Below are 24,379 nucleotides of genomic sequence, written 5' to 3' on the forward strand. Positions count from 1 at the left end.
TATGCTAAAAGATATTTGTTGGCTCGTCATTACATTATTGCGTACGACTTTCCGCAAACGCAGCAACCTGATTCTTTATCTAGGTTTGCCTTTGGCGGGCATTCTGTTCTCCCTATTAATCTATTCGGGAAACGGCCAGGAAGGGCTACATGTCGGCGTAGTCAACGAGGACGGGGCAGAGATTGCCGCGAATACCATCTCTTTTCTACAGGGTCTTGATCAGGTCAAAGTTGAGAATGTGACGGAGGCCGAAATGCAGAAGCAGCTTGCCGCCGGCAAGCTCGACAGCGGGTTAATCTTACAGAAGGGTTATTCAGACAGCGTACTAGCCGGAGAACCTGCACAAATCGTCATTCAATCGCTGAAGGGCGCTCAGGTGACGGCATATGTGAAGGCAATGCTGTATAACTATATTGATAATTTTGCTGCGGTCGGTCAAATTTCTGACGGCGATCCAACCCGATTCAAGCAACTTTATGAAGATTATCAGAAACAGGACTTCCAATTAACGGCTAATACTGTGCATGATAACTCTTTGATGGTTCAGATGTCTTATCAATCGATCGGATTTCTGATCATGTTCATGATGATGTCGGCCATCAACCTATCTGAGTTGATTCTGAAAGGAAGAGAGGATCGTACTTACTTCCGGATTATGTCTTCACCGATCACTCCTAGAACCTATGTAATTTCAAATATTATCGTCAATTTTATTGTCATGCTGATACAGATCGGTTTCACCGTTATTTGCATCAGGTATGTGTTCAAATTCGATACGGGAATACCGCTGTATCAATTGGTCGGTCTGCTAGCTTTATTTGCACTAATTTCAGTGGGCATCTCCTTATCCATCGTTGCTTTCTCTAAGAGCAGCGGGATGTCCGGGGCTCTGCAGAATCTGGTTATAACACCGAGTTGCCTGCTTGCCGGTTGTTTCTTCCCGATCGATGTTATGCCGGCATTCTTACGACGCATCGCTGATTTTCTGCCCCAACATTGGGTATTACAGACCATCAAACAGCTGCAGGAGGGTGATAGTTTCACCAGTATAGGGTTCAATCTGCTAGTGCTGGGAGGATTTATTGTAGTCTTCTTCCTACTTGCCTCATATAAGTTCAAACGGATGAATGACATCAGGAACTTCGTATAATTTTGGGGATATATTAAAACGTGATGTACATCACAGATACAGCACCAAGTGGCTGTTATACTACAGTTAGCCGACATCTTATTGATGCACCCCGGCGGACGTATTGGTGGCAGAAATGCTTATTTTTGATTCCAATACGTCCGTAGATTCGCTTCCTTACTGAGAGGAAGCAGGGTGCTTCTTTTTTTTGCCTTTTTTCGGTATGATTAAGTGTGTGTTCAAAAAGGTTGGTTTCAGTACCGAAGCTTATGCTTCCGATATGCGTTTTTTCAATACGCTCCAGTTGGATGAAGCTAGGGTCTGAGGAGCGGAGCGTACGTTTTGGGTACGTGAGCACCTGAGATGTTTCCGTAGGAAACATAACTTCGTAAGCATCTGCTTAGACCCGGCTGAACTCAAGATTTGATGTCGAGATACTTCTTGATTCACTTCGTAATCAAAAGCCGACTTTTTGAAGTACCTTATTAAAGGAAGTTGTACTAAAGAACACTTGAATTCTGAACACTACCTTGAAGGAGGATTATGTAAAATGGAAAATTGTTTGTTTTGCAGCATAGTAGAGGGGAAGATCCCTTCGAAAAAAGTGTATGAAGACGATACATTTCTCGTATTTCATGACATCCAGCCTGCAGCGCCTGTCCATGTTCTGATCATTCCGAAGAAACATATCGCTACGATGAACGAAGTCGGCTCAGAGGATTATGCCATGATCGGCGAATTGCACCGCGTTGCACAGCAGGTGGCCAAAGAGCTTGGCGTTGCAGAGACAGGGTACAGACTGATTAACAACTGCGGTCCTGATAGTGGACAAGCTGTTTATCATATTCACTATCACTTGCTTGGCGGGGCGAAGCTGGGGCTACTAGCACAAACTTCGGATTCACATGCAAATTGACGAATTTTGTGAACGGCTAAATGCCTGAAATTGTGGAAAAACTAAGGTATACCGCCGTTTTTGCATCATGCTGATAGGTGTCCATGGTTAAGAAGGTAATAAATAATAAGCAGGAAAACAGGGTGTCAGGTTGACACCTTCTTTATTTTTCCCCTATAATGTAGCTTGATGAACCGTGTTGTTATGCTCTTGGACGGTCTGGTCGGAGGGAGGGAAAACTGGTGTCTGAAACTAAAGTTCGCAAAAACGAGACAATTGATGCTGCACTTCGTCGCTTTAAACGTTCCATTGCTAAAGATGGCGTATTGGCTGAGGTGAAGAAACGCAAGCATTATGAAAAGCCAAGCGTAAAGCGCAAGAAAAAGTCCGAGGCTGCTCGTAAGAGAAAGTTTTAGGAGGAATTAGCTACCATGAATCTTAGCGAGCGATTGAACGAAGATATGAAGCAAGCGATGAAGAGTCAAGACAAGTTCAAACTCTCCACCATACGAATGGTACGTTCTACGATTAAAAATCTTGAGATAGATTTGAAAAGAACTTTGGACGATAATGAAGTGCTTGATATCCTAAGTCGTGAGATCAAACAGCGCAAAGATGCCCTCCAAGAATTTGAAAAAGCGGGTCGCGACGATCTTGCCGCGAGTGCCAGAGCGGAAGTTGAGATCATTGCCGTATACCTTCCCATGCAGTTAACTGAAGAAGAAATTAAAGTCATTGTACAGCAGACCATCCAGGAAACCGGTGCTTCTTCAAAAGCTGATATGGGGAAAGTGATGAGCGCACTTATGCCCAAGGTCAAAGGTCGGGCTGACGGTAAGCTCATTAATCAGGCAGTGCAACAGTCTCTGCAATAGCTAATAGAGGTAAACACCTTCTACAACGTAGAAGGTGTTTTTTCTTGTGTTTTCATAAATCACCGCCTCCCCGCATATTTTGTACAGTAGGGGAAGGAGGATTGCCTCATATGAGCCGGTTTGTCCGCAAATTCCGCAAATGGACGGTCGATGCGCTCGACTTGCCAGGAGATCTTGTTTTTAATTTGCCAAGGCTCACCTTGATCGGAGGTAAGCAGTTGTACATAGAGAATCATCGCGGGGTAGTGTTCTTCTCTCCGGAACAGCTTCAATTGGAGTTAAGCCACGGTTCTCTTGAGGTCGAGGGGAGTGGACTTGTCATAAAGGAAATATTGCCACAGGAGATCGTCATCGAAGGGAGAATCGAAGGAATTAAATATCGCGGAACGGAGGAGTAAGTTGTGAAATCACCCGTCTTTGCTAATTTGCGCGGCGTAGTTACGATTGTCGTCCGCGGTAAATCGATTGAATTTCTTGTCAATGAGCTAACGAAGAAAGAGATGCAGGTATGGGATTTGAAGCCGCTCCCGGATGGAACAATGGAGATGAACATCCAGCTTGCGGACTTCTTCAAGCTGCGTCCACTTCTGAAGCGGACAGGCTGCCGTATCAGTGTGAAGCGTCGCTCAGGTATTCCTTTTATGATGTTCAGATTATGGAAGCGTAAATGGTTCGTCTTCGGATTTGCCCTTTTTATCGGCGTTGTACTAGCTTTATCTTCTCTGGTATGGGATATTGAAGTGGAGGGCAATGGTAAAATTCCAAAGGAAGATATCCTGCTTGCTGCCCGTAGCGAGGGAGTATATGCTTTCCAATGGATTTACCGGCTGCCTAGACAGGACGAGCTGTCCAAGGATCTTGCCCGAAAGCTGCCGGGCGTCTCATGGGTTGGCGTCTCACGAACGGGGACGAGGATCACGATCCAGATCGTGGAGGCGTCGAAGCCGAAGGAACAGGAGCTAATGAACCCGCGTAGTTTTGTAAGCACGTCAGATGCGGTTGTTACACGTATTTATGTGGAGAGAGGCCAGCCGGAAGTGAAGAAGAATGATCGCGTCCGCAAGGGGCAAATTCTTATCTCTGGTGAACAGGGGGGCAAGACAATTGTCGCCAAGGGTGAGGTCAGAGGTGCTGTCTGGCATGAATACAATATCGAGATCCCACTGCTGCGCAAGCAGAAGGTTTATACTGGGGAGAAGAAGGAACGCGGGTATTTATATTTTGGCAAGACAGCGATTCAGCTTACCGGATATGGGAAGGTTGAATTCGAAAAGTCTAACACCTTAACGAAGTTAGACCCGCTGACTTGGCGAAGCTTCAAGCTGCCAATCGGCTGGATGAGCGAGGAAATCATGGAGACGACGTTCATTGAATTGGCGATTACTGAGGAAAAGGCAAAAAATGATGGAATAGAAGCGGCAAAACGAGATATTATGGCCAAGTATGGGAAAAATAGCGTAGTTTTATCGCAAAAAATTTTGCATGAGAAGACTGAGAATGGTAAAGTTTATATGAAAGTGCATTTTGAAGTAGATCAGGATATAGCAAAAGAACTACCAATCGTACAATAGCAAGGAGAATGAGGCTAATTTGTCAGAACAACTTGTCAGTATCAAAATAACGCTCCAAAGTGCGTCTGAAGGCTTGTCATTATTCGGCCCTCAGGATGCGTTCCTGAAGTTGATTGAGAAGAGATTTAAGGCAAGCATCGTCCTGAGAGAGTCGGAAATTTCTGTCCGCGGGCAGAATGGCGATGTAGAACGGCTTGAGCAGTTATTCGAAGTATTGCTTGAACTCATCCGCAATGGATATATATTGACCGAAAGAGATGTGCTCTATGCGATTGATCTGGCGCAAGATTTCAGAGCGGATCAATTGCTTGATTTATATAAGGGAGAGATCGCTGTAACCTTTCGGGGTAAGCCGATCCGTGTCAAGACGATCGGACAGAAGCATTATGTCACGACGATCAAGAAGAACGATATTGTATTCGGTATCGGCCCGGCAGGGACAGGCAAGACGTATCTTGCTGTCGTGCTGGCTATCGCGGCGCTGAAGGAAGGCTCGGTTAAGCGTATTATCCTGACCCGTCCTGCGGTCGAGGCTGGGGAGAACTTGGGCTTCTTGCCAGGAGATTTGCAGGAGAAGGTAGACCCTTATTTACGCCCGCTGTATGATGCGTTATATGACGTTATGGGACCGGATCAGACAGCCAAGGCATTGGAACGGGGCTTGATTGAGATCGCTCCGCTTGCCTATATGCGTGGTCGTACGCTGGATGATTCTTTCATCATCTTGGACGAGGCCCAGAATACGACGCCTGAACAGATGAAGATGTTCCTGACTCGGCTTGGTTTTGGCTCGAAGATGGTTATCACGGGCGATGTGACTCAGATTGATCTTCCGCGAGGCAAGAAATCCGGGCTGATTGAGGCGAGAACCATTCTGAATAATATTGATGAAATCGGCTTTGTTGATTTTGTGGAGTCGGATGTGGTGCGCCACTCGCTCGTTCAGAAGATTATTGTTGCTTATGATCGTGCCGCTGAAAATCAGGCCTAGTATAGGAGGGCTGTCTCTATGACCTCAAATGAAATGCAAAAAAAGAGCAAGTTCCAATCGAAGGCTGCAGGATGGAGATATAGCGCGACTGTGCGCTATATTTTGTATATTCTCTTGATTGTAATCCTGTATGTGAGTATGGCATCCAAGCTGTTGCCAGAAACCTATGATATTGCGGTTGGCATGCCTAGTGATAAAGAGATTCTAGCTCCGATGGAAATTCCGGATACCAAAGCGACGTTGAAGGCCCAGGAAGAAGCGGCTGAGAAGGTAGGACAAGTCTATACGATCCTTCCGATGCGCAATGAGATTCTTATTGGACAAATTCTTGATCGGATCACCCGGTTGAATCAGGATGATCAAGTGTCGACCGAGGAAAAGACGAAGATCTACCGTGATGAACTGCCTCAGCGGGTTAAGGATTACATACAGAACTTCATTAAGAATAATCGGAATTCGAACGAATATACGCCTACACTGTTTCAAGAGGCCACAGATCGAATTAATGAGCAGCAGTACCATATCTCTGAAGAGACATTTATTAAGATTCCGCGCTTGACGCTCGAAGATGTTAATGAGATGAAGCCGGTAGCCGCAGATATCGTCTCACGGCTGATGACTGATCAGATCGTTGATGCACAGACAGCCAGGGCAAAAGTGGCTGAAATGGTCAGCACGAGCTCTCTGAGCAAGCGGGTGTCCCGTGAAGTTGTGCAGGAGCTGGCTCGTCTTGTGATTACCCCTAACAAGTTCTATGATGAAGAGGCGACCAAGACTGCCAAGGTGGAGGCACGGGAGAATACTCCAACGGTCTTTATTAAGCAGGGGGACGTACTCGTAGCCAAGGGGCAGAAAATCACTGAAGAGATGTATAGCTTGCTTGAGAAGAATGGCTTGCTTAAGAAAGAGGTCAACTATTGGCCGCAATTCGCTCTCGCCATGCTCTCTTCCATGCTTGCACTGGGACTGATTATGTATATCCGTCAATCGGAAGGGGTCAGCCGCTTCAAATACAACAATTCGCAGTTTGTTATGCTGCTGATGATCATTGTGATTACAATTATCTCGATGCATCTAGCTGCTATTCTTCAGAATGAGCAGCGAATATATGTTGGTTTTCTTGCTCCAGTTGCTGTTGGAGCTATGCTGATTACATTGTTGCTTGATTTACAGCTTGCATATATTTGCACTATTTTGTTCAGTGTCCTGGCGAGTGTAATTTTGAATGTGCATAAAGGGCAAATTTTTGACTTCAGCTTTGGTTTCTTTACGATCGTGATTTCCTTTGCGGCGATCTTCGCGATACATCGGGCCAGCCAGCGTTCGACGTTGTTGAAAGCGGGCATTATGATCTGTCTGTTCGGGTCATTCTCGGCTTTCACGTTGATCCTGATTGACAATAAAGGATGGACAGAATCCAGCACGCTGTATACGATTGGCTTTGCCGTTGCTGGAGGCCTGCTGACGACAATTCTTGTCATCGGTTTAATGCCTTTCTTCGAGGTTACTTTTGGAATTCTGTCTGCGCTCAAGCTGGTAGAGTTGTCTAACCCGAACCATCCTTTGCTACGCAAGCTGCTGATCGAGACGCCGGGAACCTACCATCATAGCGTGATGGTAGGCAATCTATCGGAAGCAGCAGCTGAGGCGATCGGCGCGAACGGGCTGCTATGCCGCGTGGGCTCTTACTATCACGATATTGGTAAGACGAAGCGACCAAGCTATTTTATTGAGAATCAGAACAATATGGAGAATCCGCATGATTTCATCGATCCGAAGCTGAGTAAGTCGATCATTATTGCTCATACGACAGATGGAGTCGAGATGTTGAAAGAATACAAGCTGCCTAAGCCGATTCGCGATATCGCAGAGCAGCATCATGGAACGACCTGCCTGCATTATTTCTATCATAAGGCGCTGACCTTGGCTGAAGAGCAAGGAATTAAGCCTGAATTCACCGAGGAGGACTTCCGTTACCACGGTCCTAAGGCTCAATCCAAAGAGGCTGCCGTAGTAGGGATTGCGGATAGTGTAGAAGCGGCTGTTCGTTCGCTGCGCAAGCCGACGGTGGAACAGGTAGAGACAATGATTGAGAAGATTATTAAGAGCCGTCTGGACGATCACCAGTTCAATGAATGCGATTTGACGATGCGCGAGCTTGATGTCATTGCCAAAACGCTGAAGGAGACGGTGATGGGGATCTTCCATTCCCGGATCGAATATCCGGAGCAAATGAAGAAGACAAAAGCGGCGGAAGAAGAGAACAACAGGGGGCAGGAAGGAAATGGCGCTTAAATTAGAATGGAGTAACGAGCAGGATAAGCTGGCAATTAGCGACGAATTAATTGCTTTATTGGATAAATTGCTACAAAAGGCAGGCGAAGCGGAAGGGGTGACGGAAGGCGAGGTTGCCCTGACCTTCGTCGATGACGAGAATATTCATGAACTGAACCGGACCTATCGTGGTATTGATCGGCCAACGGATGTATTGTCCTTTGCGATGCAGGAATCCCTCGATGATGAACTGGAGATCGTATATGAAGTGGATGCTGATGAAGCGGATCAGCTGGATGCAATGACAGACGTGCTTGGCGATATCATTATCTCTGTAGAGCGTGCTCAGCAGCAGGGCGAGGACTACGGTCATTCTCTTAATCGGGAAATTGGCTTCTTGTTTGTGCATGGCTTCTTGCATTTGCTTGGTTATGACCATCAGGATGAAGTTAGCGAAGCAGAAATGATGGGCAAACAAGAGGCCGCTCTTTCCCAAGTAGGGCTGCTCCGCTAATGAGATCGAAGCGTAAATGGAGCGATGTATTCGGCTGTGCATTTGAGGGGATCATCCATTCTTTACGAACAGAACGAAATCTGCGCATTCACGTACTGGCCGGCATCTTAGTGGTGCTGGCTGCGTTGTTTTTTCAACTCCCGCTAAGGGATATTGCTCTATTACTGGTTATGATTGCGCTAGTGATTTGCACGGAGTTGCTGAATACGGCGATTGAGAAGGCGGTCGATCTGATCAGTCCTGATTGGCACAAGTTGGCCAAGATTGCCAAGGATGCAGCAGCCGCAGCGGTACTGGTTGCAGCGATAATCTCGGTATTGGTTGCGGTACTATTATTCTATCAGCCTGTAATGAGTTGGCTTGGGATGATTTGAACTTATTCGCAGATTCGCTGCATTGCAGCTTGAGGAATGAGGCAACTTATGAAATGAAGTACGTGTTGAACAACCTCATGAAGGGTATGAGCGAATTCATGATTACCGAATAATGAAAGGATTGCATATATGACTAAATCTAAATTTAAATCGGGGTTTGTAGCTATTGTCGGCCGTCCAAACGTCGGTAAATCCACACTAATGAACCAGGTGATTGGCCAGAAAATCGCAATTATGTCCGACAAACCGCAGACGACGCGGAATAAAATTCACGGAGTCTATACGACCAATGAAATGCAAATTGTATTTTTGGATACTCCAGGCATTCATAAGCGTCAATCGAAGCTTGGAGACTTCATGAACACGACGGCGTTGAACACGCTTGGTGAAGTTGAAGCCGTCTTATTCCTGGTTGATGCGGCAGAAGGTCTTGGCGGGGGCGACCGATTTATTATCGAGAAGCTTAAGGACTTGTCAACACCAGTTATTCTGGTACTGAACAAGATCGATCGTGTAGAGCCAGAGGCTTTGCTTCCGTTGATTGAGGAGTATAGCAAGCTCCATGACTTTGCTGAAATCGTGCCAATTTCGGCGATGCTGGGCAATAATGTGAATACGCTGCTCGAGCAGCTCGGCAAGTACTTGCCAGAAGGACCGCAGTATTATCCTGAAGATCAAATTACAGACCATCCAGAGCAGTTTGTATGTGCCGAACTGATTCGTGAGAAAATTTTACACATGACCCGAGAGGAAGTTCCGCATTCCATCGCAGTGACGATTGAAGATATGCGTGTTCAAGATAACGGGGTTGTCTATGTAGGGGCTGTGATATTTGTTGAGCGTGATTCACAGAAAGGGATCATTATCGGTAAACAAGGCGCGATGCTGAAGGAAGTTGGCAAACGGGCGAGAATGGATATTGAACGACTGCTTGGCTCGAAGATTTTCCTCGAGCTCTGGGTCAAAGTGAAGAAAGACTGGAGAAACCAGGAGCGGATTCTTAAAGATCTTGGCTTCCATAAAGACGCTTAATTGGGGCTTTCGTAGTTGGAGTAAACCAGACGGCGCAAAATGAAATGGATGGCATAAGAAAAGCCTGCAAATATGCAGGAATTTCGCTATGAATTTGCCCTAAGTCGGTAAATTCCTGCGAAAATGCAGTTATTTCCTCCATATTGGCTTTATTATCGAAGAAAAGGACCGAAAGCCTGCACATTTGCAGGAATTTACCAAGACTAGGTGGTTTTACACGATAAAGCCTGCATTTTTGCAGTTTTCAAGCTTTAACTTCGTCAAATATGAAGTTCTAACCTGAAGCATAGGGTATGAGGAGCGGAGCGTACGTAGTGTGTACGCGAGCACCGGAGGACCCGGGTGAATTCAAGATTCGAAGTCGAATAGTCTAACAGGATCACATCGTAATCAAAAGCGGGATTTTTGAATTTCCCTCTAAATGAGAGTTCAAAAACCTGGTTTTCAGTACCGAGAAGGTTGAATGAAGCTTAGGGTATGAGGAGCGGAGCGTACGTAGTGTGTACGCGAGCACCGGAGGACCCGGTGAATTCAAGATTCGAAGTCGAATAGTCTAACAGGATCACATCGTAATCAAAAGTGGGCTTTTTGAACTTCCTCTAAAGTTGGGAGGAATTGCAACGCATAGATCATGTCATCTAGCACATCCTATCTTTGTAGATGCAGACGTCATTTTCGAAGAGAGGATGAATACGAATGCGAGATTTTTCGTGGAAGTATTTTGCAATGACGGGAGATGTCGATGCTTATTTATTGTATAAAGAGTCTGGTGGAAGTATAGGTGAGGAAGCCAGTACCATTGAGGAACTGAGCCTCGAGGAGGAAGAAGCGGCGGCTGAATAAAGCTGTTATGGAGCCGGTGAGGTTGGGGGAGCAGGTATGTTATATAGAGTAGAAGGAATCGTCATCCGCAGTATGGATTATGGCGAAGGGAATAAAATCGTCACACTCTGCACTGAAAATAATGGGAAAATTGGCGTTATCGCGCGCGGAGCTAAGAAGGTGAAGAGCCGCTTGGCAGCTATGGTGCAGCCTTTTACTTATGGAGAATATGTGTTCTTCCGTCAAAATGGCGGCTTGGGAACGCTGAATCAAGGTGAGATTATTGAATCTCACTTTTCTTTGCGTGAGGATCTGTTCCTGGCGGCCTATGCCTCCTATGCGTGTGAATTGCTGGACCGTACACTGCAGGATGAAGAAGTAGGACGCTTCTGGTTCACGCAATTGAAGGCCTGTCTGGATGCGCTGTCGACCGGGAAAGATCCACAGATCGTTCTCCATCTGTATGAGATTAAAGTCCTTCAGGCAGCCGGATACGGACCTTCCTTCAGCGCTTGTGTAAATTGTGGAGCTGAGGATGATTCCACATTCATGAGTCCACGGCTCGGAGGAAAACTATGTCGAAGATGCCGTCATCACGATCCAGCGGCGCGAGAAATTACAGCGGGGACTTATAAATTGTTGACTCTGTTTGAAAGAATGGATATGAGAAGGCTGGGCAACATTAGTGTAAAGGATAGCACAAGGCAAGAAATGAAGGAATTGATGCGTTCTTTTATGGATATTCAACTGGGGCTTAAGCTGAAATCGCTGCAGGTGCTGGATCAACTGAACAAGTATAATATTTGACATTCTACTTATAATTATTTATAATTTATAAGAATTTCTCCAGTTAGTAAGTGTTCAAAAGGATCGGTTTTCAGCATCGAGAAAGTTGGATGAAGCTAGGGCATGAGGAGCGTACGTAGCTTGTACGTGAGACCGGAAGGCCCGTGAATTCAAGATTCGATGCCAAGTTACATTTTGATTCACTTCGTGATCAAAAGCGAACTTTTTGAGTAACCCCTATATGGAGATTCATGTGTTGAACGGGACAAGTAATGGAGTCTACGTCCGTAAGAAGCGAGCCGGGGAAGGTGTGAGCCCGGTCGGATTGGCCTATGAAATGGCAGCCCGGGAGCATGGAAAATTGTTCGTGAAAAGCGGATTTGCTGAACTTTCTTTTAGATAAATGTTCAAAAAGGTCGGTTTTCAGCATCGAGAAGGTTGGATGAAGCTAGGGCATGAGGAGCGTACGTAGCTTGTACGTGAGACCGGAAGGCCCGTGTGAATTCAAGATTCGATGCCGAGATCACTTCCCTGAAATACTTCGTGATCAAAAGCGACTTTTTGAACTACCTTGAAGGATTAGCAAATCAAGTAGGGTGGAACCGCGGGAAAGCTATAGCTCTCGTCCCTACGTCTGGTTACAGGCGTGGAGGAAGGGAGCTTTTTTGCGTACTCTTCCGGACGCTGGAAGTTAAGTTGAACGATAGATACCGGGATAAGTTGCAAGCTTGCAAGCTTGCAAGCCCGGTACAATGATCTGTTCAACCGATATTTTCGCATTTAACAAACAAAGGAGTTGTGGTTCATGAATTTCCAACAAATGATTCTGACCCTGCAGCAATTCTGGTCGGAGCAAAATTGTATTATCGTGCAACCGTATGATGTGGAGAAGGGAGCAGGGACGCTCAATCCGATGACCTTCCTTCGCTCGATTGGACCAGAGCCATGGAGAGTCGCTTATGTAGAGCCATCCCGTCGTCCGGCAGACGGACGATACGGTGAGAATCCTAACCGTCTGTATCAGCATCATCAGTTCCAAGTCATTATCAAGCCTTCCCCTGATAATATTCAGGAGATTTATTTGGAAAGTCTGAAGCGTCTTGGAATCAATCCGCTGGAGCATGATATTCGCTTCGTAGAGGATAACTGGGAGCATCCGGGTCTTGGCGCTTGGGGTCTTGGTTGGGAAGTTTGGTTGGATGGCATGGAAATTACACAATTTACTTATTTCCAACAGGTTGGCGGAATTGAGGCTAATCCTGTAGCAGTGGAAATCACTTATGGTATGGAGCGCCTTGCCTCATATATCCAGGACAAAGAAAATGTGTTCGATCTGGAGTGGGTTGATGGAACGAGCTATGGAGATGTGTTCCACCAGGCAGAATTTGAACATTCGAAATATACGTTTGAGATGTCGGACGTAAAAATGCTGTTCACATTGTTCAACATGTATGAGCAGGAAGCGAACAAAGCGATGGATCAGCATCTTGTATTCCCGGCATATGATTATGTGCTGAAATGTTCGCATGCGTTCAACTTGCTTGATGCTAGAGGGGCAATCAGCGTAACGGAGCGTACCGGTTACATTACCCGGATTCGTAATCTAGCCCGTCAAGTTGCAGCAACTTATTTGGAGGAACGTGAGAAATTGGGATTCCCAATGCTTGAGAAAGGGGGCGCTGCACATGTCTAAAGATTTATTGTTCGAGATCGGTTTAGAGGAAATGCCAGCTCGTTTCATCCGCGGAGCCATGGAGCAATTGTCAGAACGATTAGTCAAATGGCTGGATGATTCAGTAATTACACATGGTTCTGTCCTGAGCTATGCATCGCCGCGCCGTCTGGCTGTACTTATTAAGGGTGTAGCTGAGAAGCAGGAAGACGTTCATGAAGAGGTCAAAGGGCCTTCCCGTAAAATCGCTCTAGACGAGAACGGAGAGTGGAGTAAAGCCGCGCTTGGATTTGCCCGCAGCCAAGGAGCGACACCAGATCAGTTCACCTTCAAAGACCTGGGCGGAACAGAGTATGTCTATGTCAGCAAGAGCCGTACCGGTGTGGAGACAGCTTCCATCGTAGCGGAGGGCCTGCTGGGCATTATGCATGCGATGAATTTCCCGAAAAATATGCGCTGGGGCAATCATGATTTCAAATTTGTACGTCCGATCCGCTGGATCGTTGCCCTATTCGGATCGCAAATTATCGAGCTGGAAATCACCGGTGTTAAATCCGGAAACGTGACAAGAGGACATCGTTTCCTTGGTCAAGATACAGTTATCTCTGAACCAGCCAATTACGTAGAGGCTTTGCGTGCCGAGCACGTGATTGTTGATGTTAATGAACGCCAAAAGCTGATTGAGGAACAAATCGCTGCATTGGCTTCCGAAAAAGACTGGAATATCGCAGTTAAGGATGACTTGCTGGAGGAAGTCTTGTTCCTAGTTGAGACACCGACAGCTCTTTATGGTAAGTTCGAGGAATCTTTCTTGAACATTCCGAAGGAAGTGCTCATCACTTCCATGCGTGAGCATCAACGTTATTTCCCGGTATTGAACAACGAAGGAGGCTTGCTTCCTTATTTCGTCACGGTGCGTAACGGGAACGCCGAGCATCTTGATACCATCTCCCGCGGGAATGAGAAAGTGCTGCGCGCTCGTCTGTCTGATGCGAAGTTCTTCTATGAAGAGGATCAAAAGCTGCAGATTAAGGATGCCTTGTCTAAGTTGGAGAGCATCGTCTTCCATGAAGAGCTAGGAACTGTAGGAGATAAAGTACGCCGTATTCGCCGGAATGCCGAGAAGCTCTCGCACCTGCTTGGCGTAGAATCGGGAGTAGCTGAGATGATCAGCCGTACAGCTGAAATTTGCAAGTTCGACCTGGTGACGCAAATGGTAGGTGAATTCCCTGAACTGCAGGGCGTTATGGGTGAGGATTATGCTCGCAAAGCCGGAGAGCCGGAAACGGTAGCTAAAGCCGTATTTGAACATTATCAACCTCGCTTTGCCGGGGACCAAGTTCCTGCTTCGGAGATTGGTTCAATTGTTAGTATTGCGGATAAAATAGATACGATTACCGGCTGCTTCTCGATCGGTATTATTCCGACTGGATCACAGGATCCATACGGATTACGCCGTCAAGCAGCTGGCATTGTACAGATTATTTTGGAGCATAAATTGTCTGTTAGCTTGAACGATATTTTCAAAATTTCACTGGAGACCCACGCGAACTTTCACGGCCTGAAGCGTACTGAGGAAGAAATTATGCGCGACTTGCTCGAATTCTTCGGTCTCCGTGTGAAGAGGACGCTCTCCGACAGCTTGCGTTATGATGTGGTCGAAGCGGTCATCGCAGCAGGATATGATGATGTCGTCTCTGTTGTTCAACGTGGCGATGCTCTGATGGATGCGGTAACGAATCAGGCGGACTTCAAAGCGACAGTTGAATCTTTCGGCCGTGTAAGCAATCTGGCTGCCAAAGCATCGGCAATGAAGGTTCGCTTCGACTTGCTCAGCGACCCTGCCGAGCAACAGCTCTATGATACATGGCGGTCGATGACGGAGGACTATCGCAGCAAATTGACTGAAAGACACGAAGCAAAAGCTTTGAATTTGCTTGGTGGATTGCAATCGTCCATTACGAATTTCTTCGACAAAGTCATGGTTATGGCGGATGACGAAGAGATTCGCACTAACCGTCTGGCCTTGCTGGCAGCCATCGATGAGGATCTTAAGGCCTTTGCTGACTTCGGCAAGCTGGTCTGGGCATAGAAGAAATGGAGGAAGTCCGGCAAATGGCTCGAATTGTCGTGGATGCGGATTCCTGCCCGGTAAAACGGGAGATTGTTGAAACGGCTCACGATTTTGGTGCGCAGGTGCTTATGGTTTCTTCTTATGATCATGAACTTCGGGCAGAACAGGGAGTGCAGATTATCCATGTTGACCGAAGCTCACAAAGTGCTGATATGTATATTGCCAATCATATCGTCAAGGATGATATCGTAGTGACCCAGGATTATGGTCTCGCTGCCTTGACGATAGCTAAACATTGTAGAACATTGTCTCCCCGGGGCGAATTATTTCACCCGGGGAATATTGATTATTTGCTTGAACGCAGGCATTATCATGCCAAAGCGCGGCGCGGCGGGCGTTATGCCAAGGGCCCTAAGCCTTTTACCGATGCGGACCGCGCTCACTTCCAATATATGTTGTCAAAACTTTTGCAAGATTTGCAGGAGAATAACTAATTTTAGCGAATTTATAATTACGTGTTAGAAGTCATTTTTAACGGCCTAAGTTTGGCTGTGAAATATTCTAACTTAGGTGTGTGTTCAAAAAGTTCGACTTTTTGGACGACCTCTTGAAAGATGAAGGTGGTTTAGATGAGTACCGGAAGAGGTATTCCGGAGGAAGTCATCGAGGCAGTCTTGCGGCAACATGATATCGTCGACACGGTTGGCAAACACGTTCATCTGACGAAACAGGGTAAGTATATGAAAGGGCTATGTCCATTCCATTCAGAGAAGACGCCCTCTTTTACGGTTACACCCGAACGGCAGATCTTCCATTGTTATGGCTGCGGTAAAGGCGGAAATGCCATCAAATTCAGGATGGAAATCGAAGGATTAACTTTCCCTGAGGCCGTAAGAGTAATGGCAGAAGAGGCCCATATTCCGTTTGAAGACGGAATGGGGGGCCAGGGCGGATCGCCGCGGGATATGGAACTTGAGCAGTTGCTGCAGGCTCATGAATGGACCTCCAAGCTGTATCATTATTTATTGAAGAATACAGAGCATGGCAAACCGGCCTTGGAGTATCTGAGGTCAAGAGGCATTAATGACAAGGCCATTGATACTTTTCAAATCGGTTACGCACCTGCGCGTTGGGATACACTCGTCCAGTTTTTGGATAAACGCTCTTTTGATCTGAAAGTAATGGAGAAGGGCGGATTGATCTCTTCCAAGCAGGATGGGACAGGCTTTGTGGATCGCTTCCGTGACCGGGTCATCTTTCCGCTACATAATCGGACCGGGAAGGTAATTGCTTTTGCCGGGAGAATTCTGGGCGACGGACAGCCGAAGTACTTGAATTCATCGGAGAGTAGATTGTTCAGCAAGAGCCGGACGTTATATAACCTGCATCAGGCCAAGACTGATATTCGCAAAACAAGGCAATTTGTCCTGTTCGAAGGATATGGCGATGTAATCAGCGCCTGGGATGCAGGGGTTCATAACGGCGTTGCCACAATGGGAACGTCGTTGACCGAGAGTCATGCCAACATAATGAGAAGTCTAGCGGATGAGGTGATCGTCTGTTATGACGGCGATAATGCTGGACAAGCCGCGGCTCTGAAGAGTATATCGATTCTGGAAGGAGTCGGCTTCAATACGAAAATAGCCCTGTTAAGCGATGGCCTCGATCCGGATGAGTTCATTCAGAAATACGGAGCTGAGCGCTTCAAATCGCAAGTGTTGGATGGAGCTGTTACATCCGTCAAATTTAAGCTTATATATCTGAAAAAAAACCATATACTGCTAGAGGAAGACGGAAAGATTGCCTATATCAAAGATGCTCTGGAAATTATAGCCCCTTTGCCATCGCCTACGGAACGCGAGATCTACTTGCAGGATTTATCAGCGGATCTGCAGGTGTCATATGACAGTCTGAAGCAGGAATGCAATGAATTGCGCCAGGCTATGCAAAAAAAGGCTCCCGCAGGGGATAATAAGGCCAAAAGGTGGAATAATGGTAGGCATAAAACGGGGCAGGCGTCGATGCCGACGCTGCTGCCTGCTTATCAGGTCGCAGAGCGAAGATTGCTGTTCTATATGCTCCAGGATGAAGAGGTTGCTCAGTATGTGAGCAAGCATCTTGGAGATGATTTTAACATCGATGATCATGCGGCGATTGCTGCTTATCTATACGCCTATTATGCGCAAGGGAAAGAACCGGATGCGAGCCGGTTTGTATCTTCGCTTGAGGATGATCGTCTGGAGAAGACCGTAGTTGCGATCGCTATGATGGACATTCCGAGAGAATGGAGCTTTCAGGAATTGGACGATTGTATCCGGGAGATCCGGCGGTTTCCGTTAGTGGAACAAATAAAGCGCAAAAAAGAAGAAATGGTCTCGTCCGAACGAGCCGGTGACTTTATACGCGCGGCACAAATTGCAAGTGAGATTATTGCCCTAGAGAGACAGTAAGAGGTTAGGACTTTGGATGTTTCTAGGGAGGAGGGAGCCCAATATGGCGAATGATCAACATACTGAACTAGAAACGGATTTGACATTAGATCAAGTGAAAGAGCGCTTGATTGAACAAGGGAAGAAGAAATCTTCTCTGACCTACAAGGAAATTATGGAGAAGCTGTCTCCCTTCGATCAGGATCCTGAGCAAATGGATGAATTCTTTGAGCATCTTGGAGATCTTGGGATAGATGTGAACGGGGATAGTGATGAAGAGCTAACTAGTCGTAGTGGCGACGAGGATCGCGAGAATAATGACGACTTCAATTATGATGATGATCTATCGCTCCCGCCAGGCATCAAGATTAATGACCCGGTGCGGATGTATTTGAAAGAGATCGGACGCGTCCCTCTGTTAACTGCTGAAGATGAGATGGAGCTTGCGAAGCGAATCGAGAATGGCGATGAGGAAGCGAAGCGCCGTCTGGCCGAGGCGAATCTGCGTCTCGTTGTCAGCATTGCCAAGCGTTATGTAGGACGCGGCATGCTGTTCCTTGATCTGATTCAGGAAGGGAACATGGGCTTGATCAAGGCAGTCGAGAAGTTCGATCACAAGAAGGGCTTCAAATTCAGTACTTATGCGACATGGTGGATTCGTCAGGCTATTACCCGTGCGATCGCCGACCAAGCAAGAACGATTCGGATCCCTGTTCATATGGTTGAGACGATTAATAAGCTGATCAGAGTATCCCGGCAGCTATTGCAGGAGCTCGGCCGTGAGCCCGCTCCGGAAGAAATTGCTGCAGAGATGGATCTGAGCGTGGAGAAGGTCCGCGAGATCATGAAGATCGCACAGGAGCCTGTATCCCTGGAAACGCCAATCGGTGAGGAAGATGATTCTCATCTGGGCGATTTCATTGAAGATCAGGAGGCGTTGGCGCCAGCGGACGCCGCAGCTTACGAGCTTCTCAAAGAACAGCTGGAGGATGTCCTTGACACTCTTACCGAGAGGGAAGAGAATGTGCTTCGCCTACGCTTTGGTCTCGACGATGGCCGGACCAGAACCTTGGAGGAAGTCGGCAAGGTATTCGGCGTAACTAGGGAGAGAATTCGCCAGATTGAAGCGAAGGCGCTCCGTAAGCTTCGCCATCCAAGCCGCAGCAAACGGCTCAAGGATTTCCTGGAATAGCGCCTCAATAGACCTTCTGCAGCCAGGCAGCGAGGTCTATTTTTTCATTCTGACCTTAACCGCTAGTTGCATGTAACATAGCAAGGAAGTACTGTAATTCCTAAGTCATATGGAAGAACTTTCTTGTGGATCACTGTTGTTGGTCTTTATTTTAACTTTTTTTCCAAGTCAATGCAAATTGCTGTAAAGATTGTAATTGTTTTCTTCTTGAGGAGATTTTTTTGAACACTTTTGTAAGTCAGGTTATGGCAGTAAATAAAACAGGTGGTGTAATTTTCTTAATGAAACTATCAGCAAGATTACAGGTCATTGCAGATGAGCTTTCTCTCGGATGCAGAATGGCCGATATTGGATCAGATCATGCACTGTTACCGGTCTATGCAGTTAAGAATGGCAAGGCTTCCTATGCTGTAGCTGGGGAAGTGAATGACGGTCCCTATGAGGCCGCTCGGAGACAGGTTGCCGAGGCTGGGGAACATAGTCGAATCTCTGTCCGTAAAGGCGACGGTTTGGCTGTCATCCGCCCTGGGGAGGTCGATACAATTACTATTGCCGGAATGGGCGGGGCATTAATCGTATCCATACTTGCAAGTGGAATTGATAAGCTGACGGGTGTGAAGCGGCTTGTGCTTCAGCCGAATGTCGGTGAGGAATTTGTTCGCAATTGGCTGATTGAGAACGGCTGGTATTTAGAGAAGGAGCAGATACTGGAGGAAGACGGGAAGATTTATGAAGTGCTGACGGCTATATCTGATCCAGGGGCTGAAGCTTTGAACAAACAATTGTACCAAGATAAGACTATGGATGGCAGTATTGTCATTAACAAGCCATTGTTGTTGAGAATCGGACCTAGATTCATTATGAATCCTTCACCGATATTGTTGAAGAAATGGCAGGGAGAAATAGCGAAGCTGGAGAAGATTTGCCGTCAGGTCGCTTTATCCGATCAGGAGGCTTCGCGTGAGCGAGAAAACGAATTTAGACAGGAGATAGAACAGCTTAAGGAGGTTTTGGCATGCTGGCAAAAGGACAGACCGTAATTCAGTATATGGAGCAGCTTGCACCTAAGCATGTTGCTGTAGAAGGAGACAAGATTGGACTGCAGCTTGGCAGTTTAAGCAAAGAGATTACAGGCGTTCTCGTTGCGCTTGATGTCAATGAGGAGGTTGTCGACGAGGCTATTTCTCTTGGGGCTAATCTCATCGTTGCGCATCATGCGATCATTTTCAGACCGCTCCCTTCGATTCAGGTGGATACGCCTATGGGTAAGGTCTATGAGAAGCTGATTAAGAATGATATTGCTGTCTATATAGCACATACTAATCTGGATATTACAGAAGGCGGTATGAATGATTGGATGGCTGAAGCACTTGGATTCGAGCCCAGTTCCTCGTTAGAAGACATCCATACAGACAACCTGTACAAGCTGGTTGTATTCGTTCCGAAGGATCATCATCAGCGTGTGCTTGATGCTATGCTTGACGCTGGAGCCGGAGCCATCGGGAATTACAGTCACTGTAGCTTCAATATTGAGGGTTATGGTACGTTCAAGCCTGGGGCAGGCACGGACCCATATATCGGTTCGCAGGGCAAGCTGGAGAAGGTTGAGGAGATTCGGATCGAGACGATAGTTCCGGCTAGTATTCGCAATCAGGTGATACAGGCTATGCTGAGAAATCATCCGTATGAAGAGGTAGCCTATGATCTGTATCCGATGGATCTGAAGGGCCGTACCTTAGGTTTAGGGCGTGTAGGTAAGCTCGCAGAACCGATAACCTTGAAGGAGTTTGTAGAACGTGTCAAAGTGAAGCTGGACGTTCCTGCTGTCAGGGTCGTAGGCGATCTGAATCGAACCATTAAGAAAGCTGCTGTGCTTGGCGGTTCTGGGGGCAGGTATTGGAAGCATGCGTTGTTCCAGGGGGCGGATGTGCTCGTGACAGGAGACGTCGATTACCATACGGCTCAGGATGCTTTCATGGCCGGAATCACGATTGTCGATCCGGGACATAATGCAGAGAAGATTATGAAGGTGAAAGTAGCGGAATGGCTGACCAATAAACTGACGGAAAATAAATATGATACGAAGGTTCATTCCTCGGAAATAAACACCGAACCGTTTGTTTTCATGTAACAATACATGTATTTGTCTGCTTTTCAGCACCGAGAAGGTTGAATGAAGCTAGCTTATATTTTTGAAACTACCTTTAATTGGACCTTGAGTTAACTTGATATTACCTGTATACTAACTAATGTTGCCTTTCGAAAGTTTGACAGACAATCGCTGGCGGCTTCGGCCGCGAGAGGAAAGTCCGGGCTCCATAGGGCAGGATGCTGGATAACGTCCAGTCAGCGCGAGCTGAAGGATAGTGCCACAGAAATGGACCGCCGATGGCCGCTATTATGGCGGCACAGGCAAGGATGGAACCGAGGTGTAAGAGACCCCGAGGAACGCTGGTGACTTCGTTCCTGGTAAACCCCATCTGGAGCAAGACCTAATGGGACGCAGCTTCCTTGGAAGCAGCCTTTGCCCGAGGCGCGTCTGGGTTGGTCGCTGGAACCACATAGTAATATGTGGTCTAGATAGATGATTGTCACTTACAGCGGGAGGGTAGTTCCCGTTCTTACCGCTACGAGTACAGAACCCGGCTTATGGCAAACTTTCACCACTGTCGCAACATTTTCTCTAGAGGCTTACCGCAAGTTGTTGAATCTGCGGTCATGCGCCTCAAATACATAATGCAAAAAAGACGGCCGCTTTGGCCGTCTCTTTTTTTTGCTATTTCAATCTTTCGATAACTCTGTCCATTTTGCGCTCAATAGCTTGCGGCCAGAATTGCAGTGATGCTTCACCGCCTCCAGCGGCTTCAAGCGCAGCATAGACATCGATTTGTCCGTAACCGTAGTATTTATCGTGGCCTGATGTGCCCAGATCAATTACATTTTTGCGGATGATATCCATCACTTCTGTATTCTTAAGATCTGGATTAATTGAGCGGATCAATGCAGCCAGTGCAGTCACATGCGGACATGCCATCGATGTGCCGGATAAGGCTGCATACTGGTTATCAGGATAGGTACTGGCAATACTCTCGCCAGGAGCCACCACATCTACGTAGTCGCCATAATTTGAGAAGGAGGCTTTCTTCAAATTGTAATCGGTCGCTGACACGGACAGAACTTCTGGATAAGCGGCCGGATACCCGGGCCGTTCTGTATTATCATTGCCTGTTGCCGCGATAAGAACCACATCATGATCGAAAGCGTATTTTACTGCTTCGTGCAGAAATTTCGCATCAGCGTAATTGCCAAGACTCATATTGATTACCTTAGCGCCATGATCGGTAGCCCAGATAATCCCCTGTGCGACAGAATAGGTCGTACCTGCACCGGATTTGTCCAACGCTTTTACCGGAAGAATTTTGCCATTCCACATCATGCCGGCAATGCCTTCGCTGTTGTTGGTATTAGCGGCGATGATTCCGGCGACATGGGTGCCATGCCCAACATCGTCAATCGGATCCTCGTCGGGAGCGTCAACATTATAGCCTTTCAACAACCGTCCCTTTAAATCGGGATGCTGCAGATCAACTCCCGTATCTACAATACCAACGATAACATCATTGGTTCCTTTGCTAAGCTTCCAGCCGCGTGTAGTATCAATAATCGGCAGATTCCATTGATATTCCGAGAATAACATGTCATTAGGGATCAGCGGTGTATCGTCCAGACTAGTCTCGTTGGTCATGTAGAGATAATGGGGTTCCACATAATCAGGATGCCAATTTTTAAGGAAGTAGTCTTTCAGTTCATTCATCGTTAACTTATCGGAACGGAAAATGTACGTGTTCACTATTTTTTGAGGCGGCTTGCAATGTAGATCATTCATAATTTTCTTCCTGTCCTCTGTACTTAGCCCACGATTAAACGTAACGACGATCTCATTTTCATAATAATGGCTCGCCTTTTCGTTATCATGCCCCGTTTTAACCGTGATGTCCCGCAGGGTGTCGGTCTCAACGGATTCAACCTTGTATTTCCCCTCCTTTGGATAAGGAATCAGGCGGAGATTCTTATGCTGATGCTCCTTCACCTTGCCAAGGATACCTAGGTCCATTATAGCGATAACTCCATTACCGCCCTGTTTTGCTGGTTCTGCCGTAACATAGAACTTCGGATCTTTCTGAGGGAAAGCCGGGGACTCGTAGGCCTTGCCTTTCTGCAGCGATTTCTTGGCGAAGCTGATATAACTTGATATTTGTTTTTGTTCCTCGCTATTCGGTTTGTAGTGCGCGGCGCGGACTTCCTTCGTTCTACCGCTCGCGCTATCATACCAAAGGATAGATTTGAACTGTTGGTGCCCCTTTTGTAGTTCGGTTACACGGGATTTCAGCTTATCGGTATGAACTTTGCGCGAAGCCTCGGATAGCGCTCGGAGATGCCCTTTTGTATCCATTCTGATAAGTCGCTCCGTTGCAGTCATATCCCGGTGCAGCATCATTTGCTTCAAGCGCTGCTCCTCCTTCGGTCCAGGCACCGGGTTCGCTTGTTCTACTGCTTGTTGTGGAGCCTTCTCATTGAAGGGATATAGGCCGATCACGGTAGCGGCGGCGATTCCCGTAATACCGACTAGTGCCCATCTGAACCATTTCATGTCATTGCCTCCTTAACGTTGTAGAAGTTGAACAATTCATTCAACTTATATGGCTGATTGAGATATGAATAGGTTGCTATGGAGCCTGTTTTTTTATTCCAAGACCAGGATTTAAAGAGCCAGCAATAGTCTGGCATCAACCCCATGTTTTGTCTTGTTTTGTCAGCCATTCTGAAGGCATAACGAGCAGTGCAGAGGGAACACTGATTCCGAGGTGATTAATCAATGACAAGCGGGAGTAAACCCATCGTAAAATGCAGTGTGGCCAATTGTGTTCATTGGGGAGAAAAAAATATTTGTCAGGCGGACAGCATTATGATCGATATCGACCAGAATGCGACTCGTCAGTATCATGCGGAATTCGCTGGCGAATCCTTCGATTCCGAGAATCAGACGACAGCTGCAACATCATCTGCTACTTGCTGTCATACCTTTAAGCCCAAGTCAACTTAAGCTTAACCATCTTATATCCCTAGGAGGTGCTGTAGAATGAATGATCAATTTAATAATGACAACCAACATGATTATTATGGGGAAAGAAAACGTCTTGATTTTCCGCGTAAAGATCACTCAGAACATTCAGAAGCTAATAACAATGATAATTCAGACAAGGAAGAATACGCTTCAGAAATATCTCCAACCGTGGGCCCCACGAATTGGGATACGGTGGAGCGTCGCGAGAATCGTTCGGAAGGTGCTGAAGTAGAACGATCGGATACAGATGTTGCCGATAATAGCATAGGTCGTACTGTAGGTTATGTTGGGGTCGGCCTTGGCATTGCCTCGCTGTTCCTCTGGAGCATCGTACTTGGCCCGCTCGCCGCAGTATTGGGCTTCTATGCCTACAGTCAAGGGGCTAAGACGTCGGGAGGCTGGGCGATTGGCCTTGGCATAGTAGCTACACTTAGTTATTTCTTCCTGATTCCATTTACTCGCTGATTCTTGATCTAAAGGCTGGCATCATTATGATGTCAGCCTTTTGCTATGTTGAAGTATTAGTGTAAACAACTATCCAACAAAGACTTATGAAAAAGAGGTGGTCATGATTGCCAATCACGTGTAAAATATATACATATATCTTTTGTACAAGTAGAGGAG

The 24,379-nt window shown here is 46.7% G+C and carries 24 protein-coding genes and 1 other RNA gene; 24 read left to right on the plus strand and 1 reads right to left on the minus strand.

Going from position 1 to position 24,379, the window contains the following annotated elements:
• Position 1: 1 nt before the first annotated feature.
• The 22 genes from EI981_RS08315 (at position 2) to rnpB (ending at position 21,295) form a co-directional block, all read left to right on the plus strand.
• Entirely contained in the window at positions 2-1,150 is a 1,149-nt protein-coding gene (locus EI981_RS08315; protein WP_126997147.1) for an ABC transporter permease, read from the plus strand.
• 529 nt (positions 1,151-1,679) lie between these two features.
• Complete coding sequence (locus EI981_RS08320) at positions 1,680-2,045, plus strand: histidine triad nucleotide-binding protein (RefSeq protein WP_126997148.1); 366 nt, start codon at positions 1,680-1,682, stop codon at positions 2,043-2,045.
• 221 nt (positions 2,046-2,266) lie between these two features.
• Positions 2,267-2,440: a 30S ribosomal protein S21 gene (gene rpsU / locus EI981_RS08325; protein WP_005547957.1), complete on the plus strand. Its 174-nt coding sequence runs from the start codon at positions 2,267-2,269 to the stop codon at positions 2,438-2,440.
• A 15-nt stretch (positions 2,441-2,455) separates the two neighbouring features.
• A complete protein-coding gene (locus tag EI981_RS08330) occupies positions 2,456-2,899 on the plus strand; it encodes a GatB/YqeY domain-containing protein (RefSeq protein WP_126997150.1) in 444 nt (147 codons plus the stop codon).
• A 110-nt stretch (positions 2,900-3,009) separates the two neighbouring features.
• Positions 3,010-3,297 carry a sporulation protein YqfC gene (gene yqfC, locus EI981_RS08335; RefSeq protein WP_126997152.1) on the plus strand — a complete coding sequence of 96 codons (288 nt, stop codon included), beginning with the start codon at positions 3,010-3,012 and terminating at the stop codon, positions 3,295-3,297.
• Between the two features lie 3 nt (positions 3,298-3,300).
• Positions 3,301-4,470 carry a sporulation protein YqfD gene (yqfD, locus tag EI981_RS08340; RefSeq protein ID WP_126997154.1) on the plus strand — a complete coding sequence of 390 codons (1,170 nt, stop codon included), beginning with the start codon at positions 3,301-3,303 and terminating at the stop codon, positions 4,468-4,470.
• A gap of 19 nt (positions 4,471-4,489) precedes the next feature.
• Positions 4,490-5,461: a PhoH family protein gene (locus EI981_RS08345; RefSeq protein ID WP_126997156.1), complete on the plus strand. Its 972-nt coding sequence runs from the start codon at positions 4,490-4,492 to the stop codon at positions 5,459-5,461.
• 18 nt (positions 5,462-5,479) lie between these two features.
• A complete protein-coding gene (locus tag EI981_RS08350; RefSeq protein ID WP_126997158.1) occupies positions 5,480-7,756 on the plus strand; it encodes an HD family phosphohydrolase in 2,277 nt (758 codons plus the stop codon).
• A complete protein-coding gene (ybeY, locus tag EI981_RS08355) occupies positions 7,746-8,249 on the plus strand; it encodes an rRNA maturation RNase YbeY (protein WP_126997160.1) in 504 nt (167 codons plus the stop codon). Before EI981_RS08350 ends, ybeY begins: the two co-directional genes overlap by 11 nt.
• The gene (locus tag EI981_RS08360) at positions 8,249-8,623 is read left to right on the plus strand and encodes a diacylglycerol kinase family protein (RefSeq protein ID WP_126997162.1); all 375 of its coding nucleotides are present in this window, start codon (positions 8,249-8,251) and stop codon (positions 8,621-8,623) included. The genes ybeY and EI981_RS08360 overlap by 1 nt, the downstream gene beginning before the upstream one ends.
• A 129-nt stretch (positions 8,624-8,752) precedes the next feature.
• Positions 8,753-9,655, plus strand: coding sequence for a GTPase Era (gene era / locus EI981_RS08365; RefSeq protein WP_126997164.1), 903 nt, complete (start codon positions 8,753-8,755; stop codon positions 9,653-9,655).
• Between the two features lie 696 nt (positions 9,656-10,351).
• Complete coding sequence (locus EI981_RS08370; protein WP_082790171.1) at positions 10,352-10,498, plus strand: YqzL family protein; 147 nt, start codon at positions 10,352-10,354, stop codon at positions 10,496-10,498.
• A gap of 36 nt (positions 10,499-10,534) precedes the next feature.
• A complete protein-coding gene (gene recO, locus EI981_RS08375; protein WP_126997166.1) occupies positions 10,535-11,284 on the plus strand; it encodes a DNA repair protein RecO in 750 nt (249 codons plus the stop codon).
• A gap of 220 nt (positions 11,285-11,504) precedes the next feature.
• The gene (locus EI981_RS28980) at positions 11,505-11,666 is read left to right on the plus strand and encodes a hypothetical protein (protein ID WP_227011769.1); all 162 of its coding nucleotides are present in this window, start codon (positions 11,505-11,507) and stop codon (positions 11,664-11,666) included.
• A 402-nt stretch (positions 11,667-12,068) separates the two neighbouring features.
• Complete coding sequence (glyQ, locus tag EI981_RS08380) at positions 12,069-12,956, plus strand: glycine--tRNA ligase subunit alpha (protein WP_126997169.1); 888 nt, start codon at positions 12,069-12,071, stop codon at positions 12,954-12,956.
• Positions 12,949-15,027 carry a glycine--tRNA ligase subunit beta gene (gene glyS / locus EI981_RS08385; RefSeq protein ID WP_126997171.1) on the plus strand — a complete coding sequence of 693 codons (2,079 nt, stop codon included), beginning with the start codon at positions 12,949-12,951 and terminating at the stop codon, positions 15,025-15,027. Before glyQ ends, glyS begins: the two co-directional genes overlap by 8 nt.
• Before the next feature lie 23 nt (positions 15,028-15,050).
• Entirely contained in the window at positions 15,051-15,503 is a 453-nt protein-coding gene (locus tag EI981_RS08390; RefSeq protein WP_193556438.1) for a YaiI/YqxD family protein, read from the plus strand.
• Positions 15,504-15,638: 135 nt separating this feature from the next.
• The gene (gene dnaG / locus EI981_RS08395; RefSeq protein WP_126997175.1) at positions 15,639-17,459 is read left to right on the plus strand and encodes a DNA primase; all 1,821 of its coding nucleotides are present in this window, start codon (positions 15,639-15,641) and stop codon (positions 17,457-17,459) included.
• 43 nt (positions 17,460-17,502) lie between these two features.
• Complete coding sequence (rpoD, locus tag EI981_RS08400) at positions 17,503-18,630, plus strand: RNA polymerase sigma factor RpoD (protein WP_126997177.1); 1,128 nt, start codon at positions 17,503-17,505, stop codon at positions 18,628-18,630.
• A gap of 281 nt (positions 18,631-18,911) precedes the next feature.
• Entirely contained in the window at positions 18,912-19,670 is a 759-nt protein-coding gene (locus tag EI981_RS08405) for a tRNA (adenine(22)-N(1))-methyltransferase (RefSeq protein ID WP_126997179.1), read from the plus strand.
• Complete coding sequence (locus tag EI981_RS08410; RefSeq protein ID WP_126997181.1) at positions 19,646-20,761, plus strand: Nif3-like dinuclear metal center hexameric protein; 1,116 nt, start codon at positions 19,646-19,648, stop codon at positions 20,759-20,761. Before EI981_RS08405 ends, EI981_RS08410 begins: the two co-directional genes overlap by 25 nt.
• Positions 20,762-20,892: 131 nt before the next feature.
• An RNA gene (gene rnpB / locus EI981_RS08415) (RNase P RNA component class A) lies at positions 20,893-21,295 on the plus strand.
• Between the two features lie 111 nt (positions 21,296-21,406).
• Here the strand turns inward: rnpB and EI981_RS08420 are convergent.
• Positions 21,407-23,281, minus strand: a complete 1,875-nt coding sequence (locus EI981_RS08420; protein ID WP_126997183.1) for a S8 family peptidase — start codon at positions 23,279-23,281, stop codon at positions 21,407-21,409.
• Positions 23,282-23,506: 225 nt separating this feature from the next.
• Between EI981_RS08420 and EI981_RS08425 the strand changes: the two genes are divergently transcribed.
• Both EI981_RS08425 and EI981_RS08430 read left to right on the plus strand, forming a co-directional pair.
• Positions 23,507-23,734, plus strand: coding sequence for a DUF1540 domain-containing protein (locus EI981_RS08425; protein WP_126997185.1), 228 nt, complete (start codon positions 23,507-23,509; stop codon positions 23,732-23,734).
• A 36-nt stretch (positions 23,735-23,770) separates the two neighbouring features.
• Complete coding sequence (locus EI981_RS08430) at positions 23,771-24,220, plus strand: hypothetical protein (RefSeq protein ID WP_126997187.1); 450 nt, start codon at positions 23,771-23,773, stop codon at positions 24,218-24,220.
• Positions 24,221-24,379: the final 159 nt, after the last annotated feature.

The organism is Paenibacillus lutimineralis, from assembly GCF_003991425.1.
Lineage (GTDB): Bacteria > Bacillota > Bacilli > Paenibacillales > Paenibacillaceae > Fontibacillus > Fontibacillus lutimineralis.

Bases quoted from the DNA above. Each gene is read 5' to 3' on its own strand.
- EI981_RS08315 (WP_126997147.1), top strand. From the start codon at position 2: ATGCTAAAAGATATTTGTTGGCTCGTCATTACATTATTGCGTACGACT.
- EI981_RS08320 (WP_126997148.1), top strand. From the start codon at position 1,680: ATGGAAAATTGTTTGTTTTGCAGCATAGTAGAGGGGAAGATCCCTTCG.
- EI981_RS08330 (WP_126997150.1), top strand. From the start codon at position 2,456: ATGAATCTTAGCGAGCGATTGAACGAAGATATGAAGCAAGCGATGAAG.
- yqfC (WP_126997152.1), top strand. From the start codon at position 3,010: ATGAGCCGGTTTGTCCGCAAATTCCGCAAATGGACGGTCGATGCGCTC.
- EI981_RS08350 (WP_126997158.1), top strand. From the start codon at position 5,480: ATGACCTCAAATGAAATGCAAAAAAAGAGCAAGTTCCAATCGAAGGCT.
- ybeY (WP_126997160.1), top strand. From the start codon at position 7,746: ATGGCGCTTAAATTAGAATGGAGTAACGAGCAGGATAAGCTGGCAATT.
- EI981_RS08360 (WP_126997162.1), top strand. From the start codon at position 8,249: ATGAGATCGAAGCGTAAATGGAGCGATGTATTCGGCTGTGCATTTGAG.
- era (WP_126997164.1), top strand. From the start codon at position 8,753: ATGACTAAATCTAAATTTAAATCGGGGTTTGTAGCTATTGTCGGCCGT.
- EI981_RS08370 (WP_082790171.1), top strand. From the start codon at position 10,352: ATGCGAGATTTTTCGTGGAAGTATTTTGCAATGACGGGAGATGTCGAT.
- recO (WP_126997166.1), top strand. From the start codon at position 10,535: ATGTTATATAGAGTAGAAGGAATCGTCATCCGCAGTATGGATTATGGC.
- EI981_RS28980 (WP_227011769.1), top strand. From the start codon at position 11,505: ATGGAGATTCATGTGTTGAACGGGACAAGTAATGGAGTCTACGTCCGT.
- glyQ (WP_126997169.1), top strand. From the start codon at position 12,069: ATGAATTTCCAACAAATGATTCTGACCCTGCAGCAATTCTGGTCGGAG.
- glyS (WP_126997171.1), top strand. From the start codon at position 12,949: ATGTCTAAAGATTTATTGTTCGAGATCGGTTTAGAGGAAATGCCAGCT.
- EI981_RS08390 (WP_193556438.1), top strand. From the start codon at position 15,051: ATGGCTCGAATTGTCGTGGATGCGGATTCCTGCCCGGTAAAACGGGAG.
- dnaG (WP_126997175.1), top strand. From the start codon at position 15,639: ATGAGTACCGGAAGAGGTATTCCGGAGGAAGTCATCGAGGCAGTCTTG.
- rpoD (WP_126997177.1), top strand. From the start codon at position 17,503: ATGGCGAATGATCAACATACTGAACTAGAAACGGATTTGACATTAGAT.
- EI981_RS08405 (WP_126997179.1), top strand. From the start codon at position 18,912: ATGAAACTATCAGCAAGATTACAGGTCATTGCAGATGAGCTTTCTCTC.
- EI981_RS08410 (WP_126997181.1), top strand. From the start codon at position 19,646: ATGCTGGCAAAAGGACAGACCGTAATTCAGTATATGGAGCAGCTTGCA.
- EI981_RS08420 (WP_126997183.1), bottom strand. From the start codon at position 23,281: ATGAAATGGTTCAGATGGGCACTAGTCGGTATTACGGGAATCGCCGCC.
- EI981_RS08425 (WP_126997185.1), top strand. From the start codon at position 23,507: ATGACAAGCGGGAGTAAACCCATCGTAAAATGCAGTGTGGCCAATTGT.
- EI981_RS08430 (WP_126997187.1), top strand. From the start codon at position 23,771: ATGAATGATCAATTTAATAATGACAACCAACATGATTATTATGGGGAA.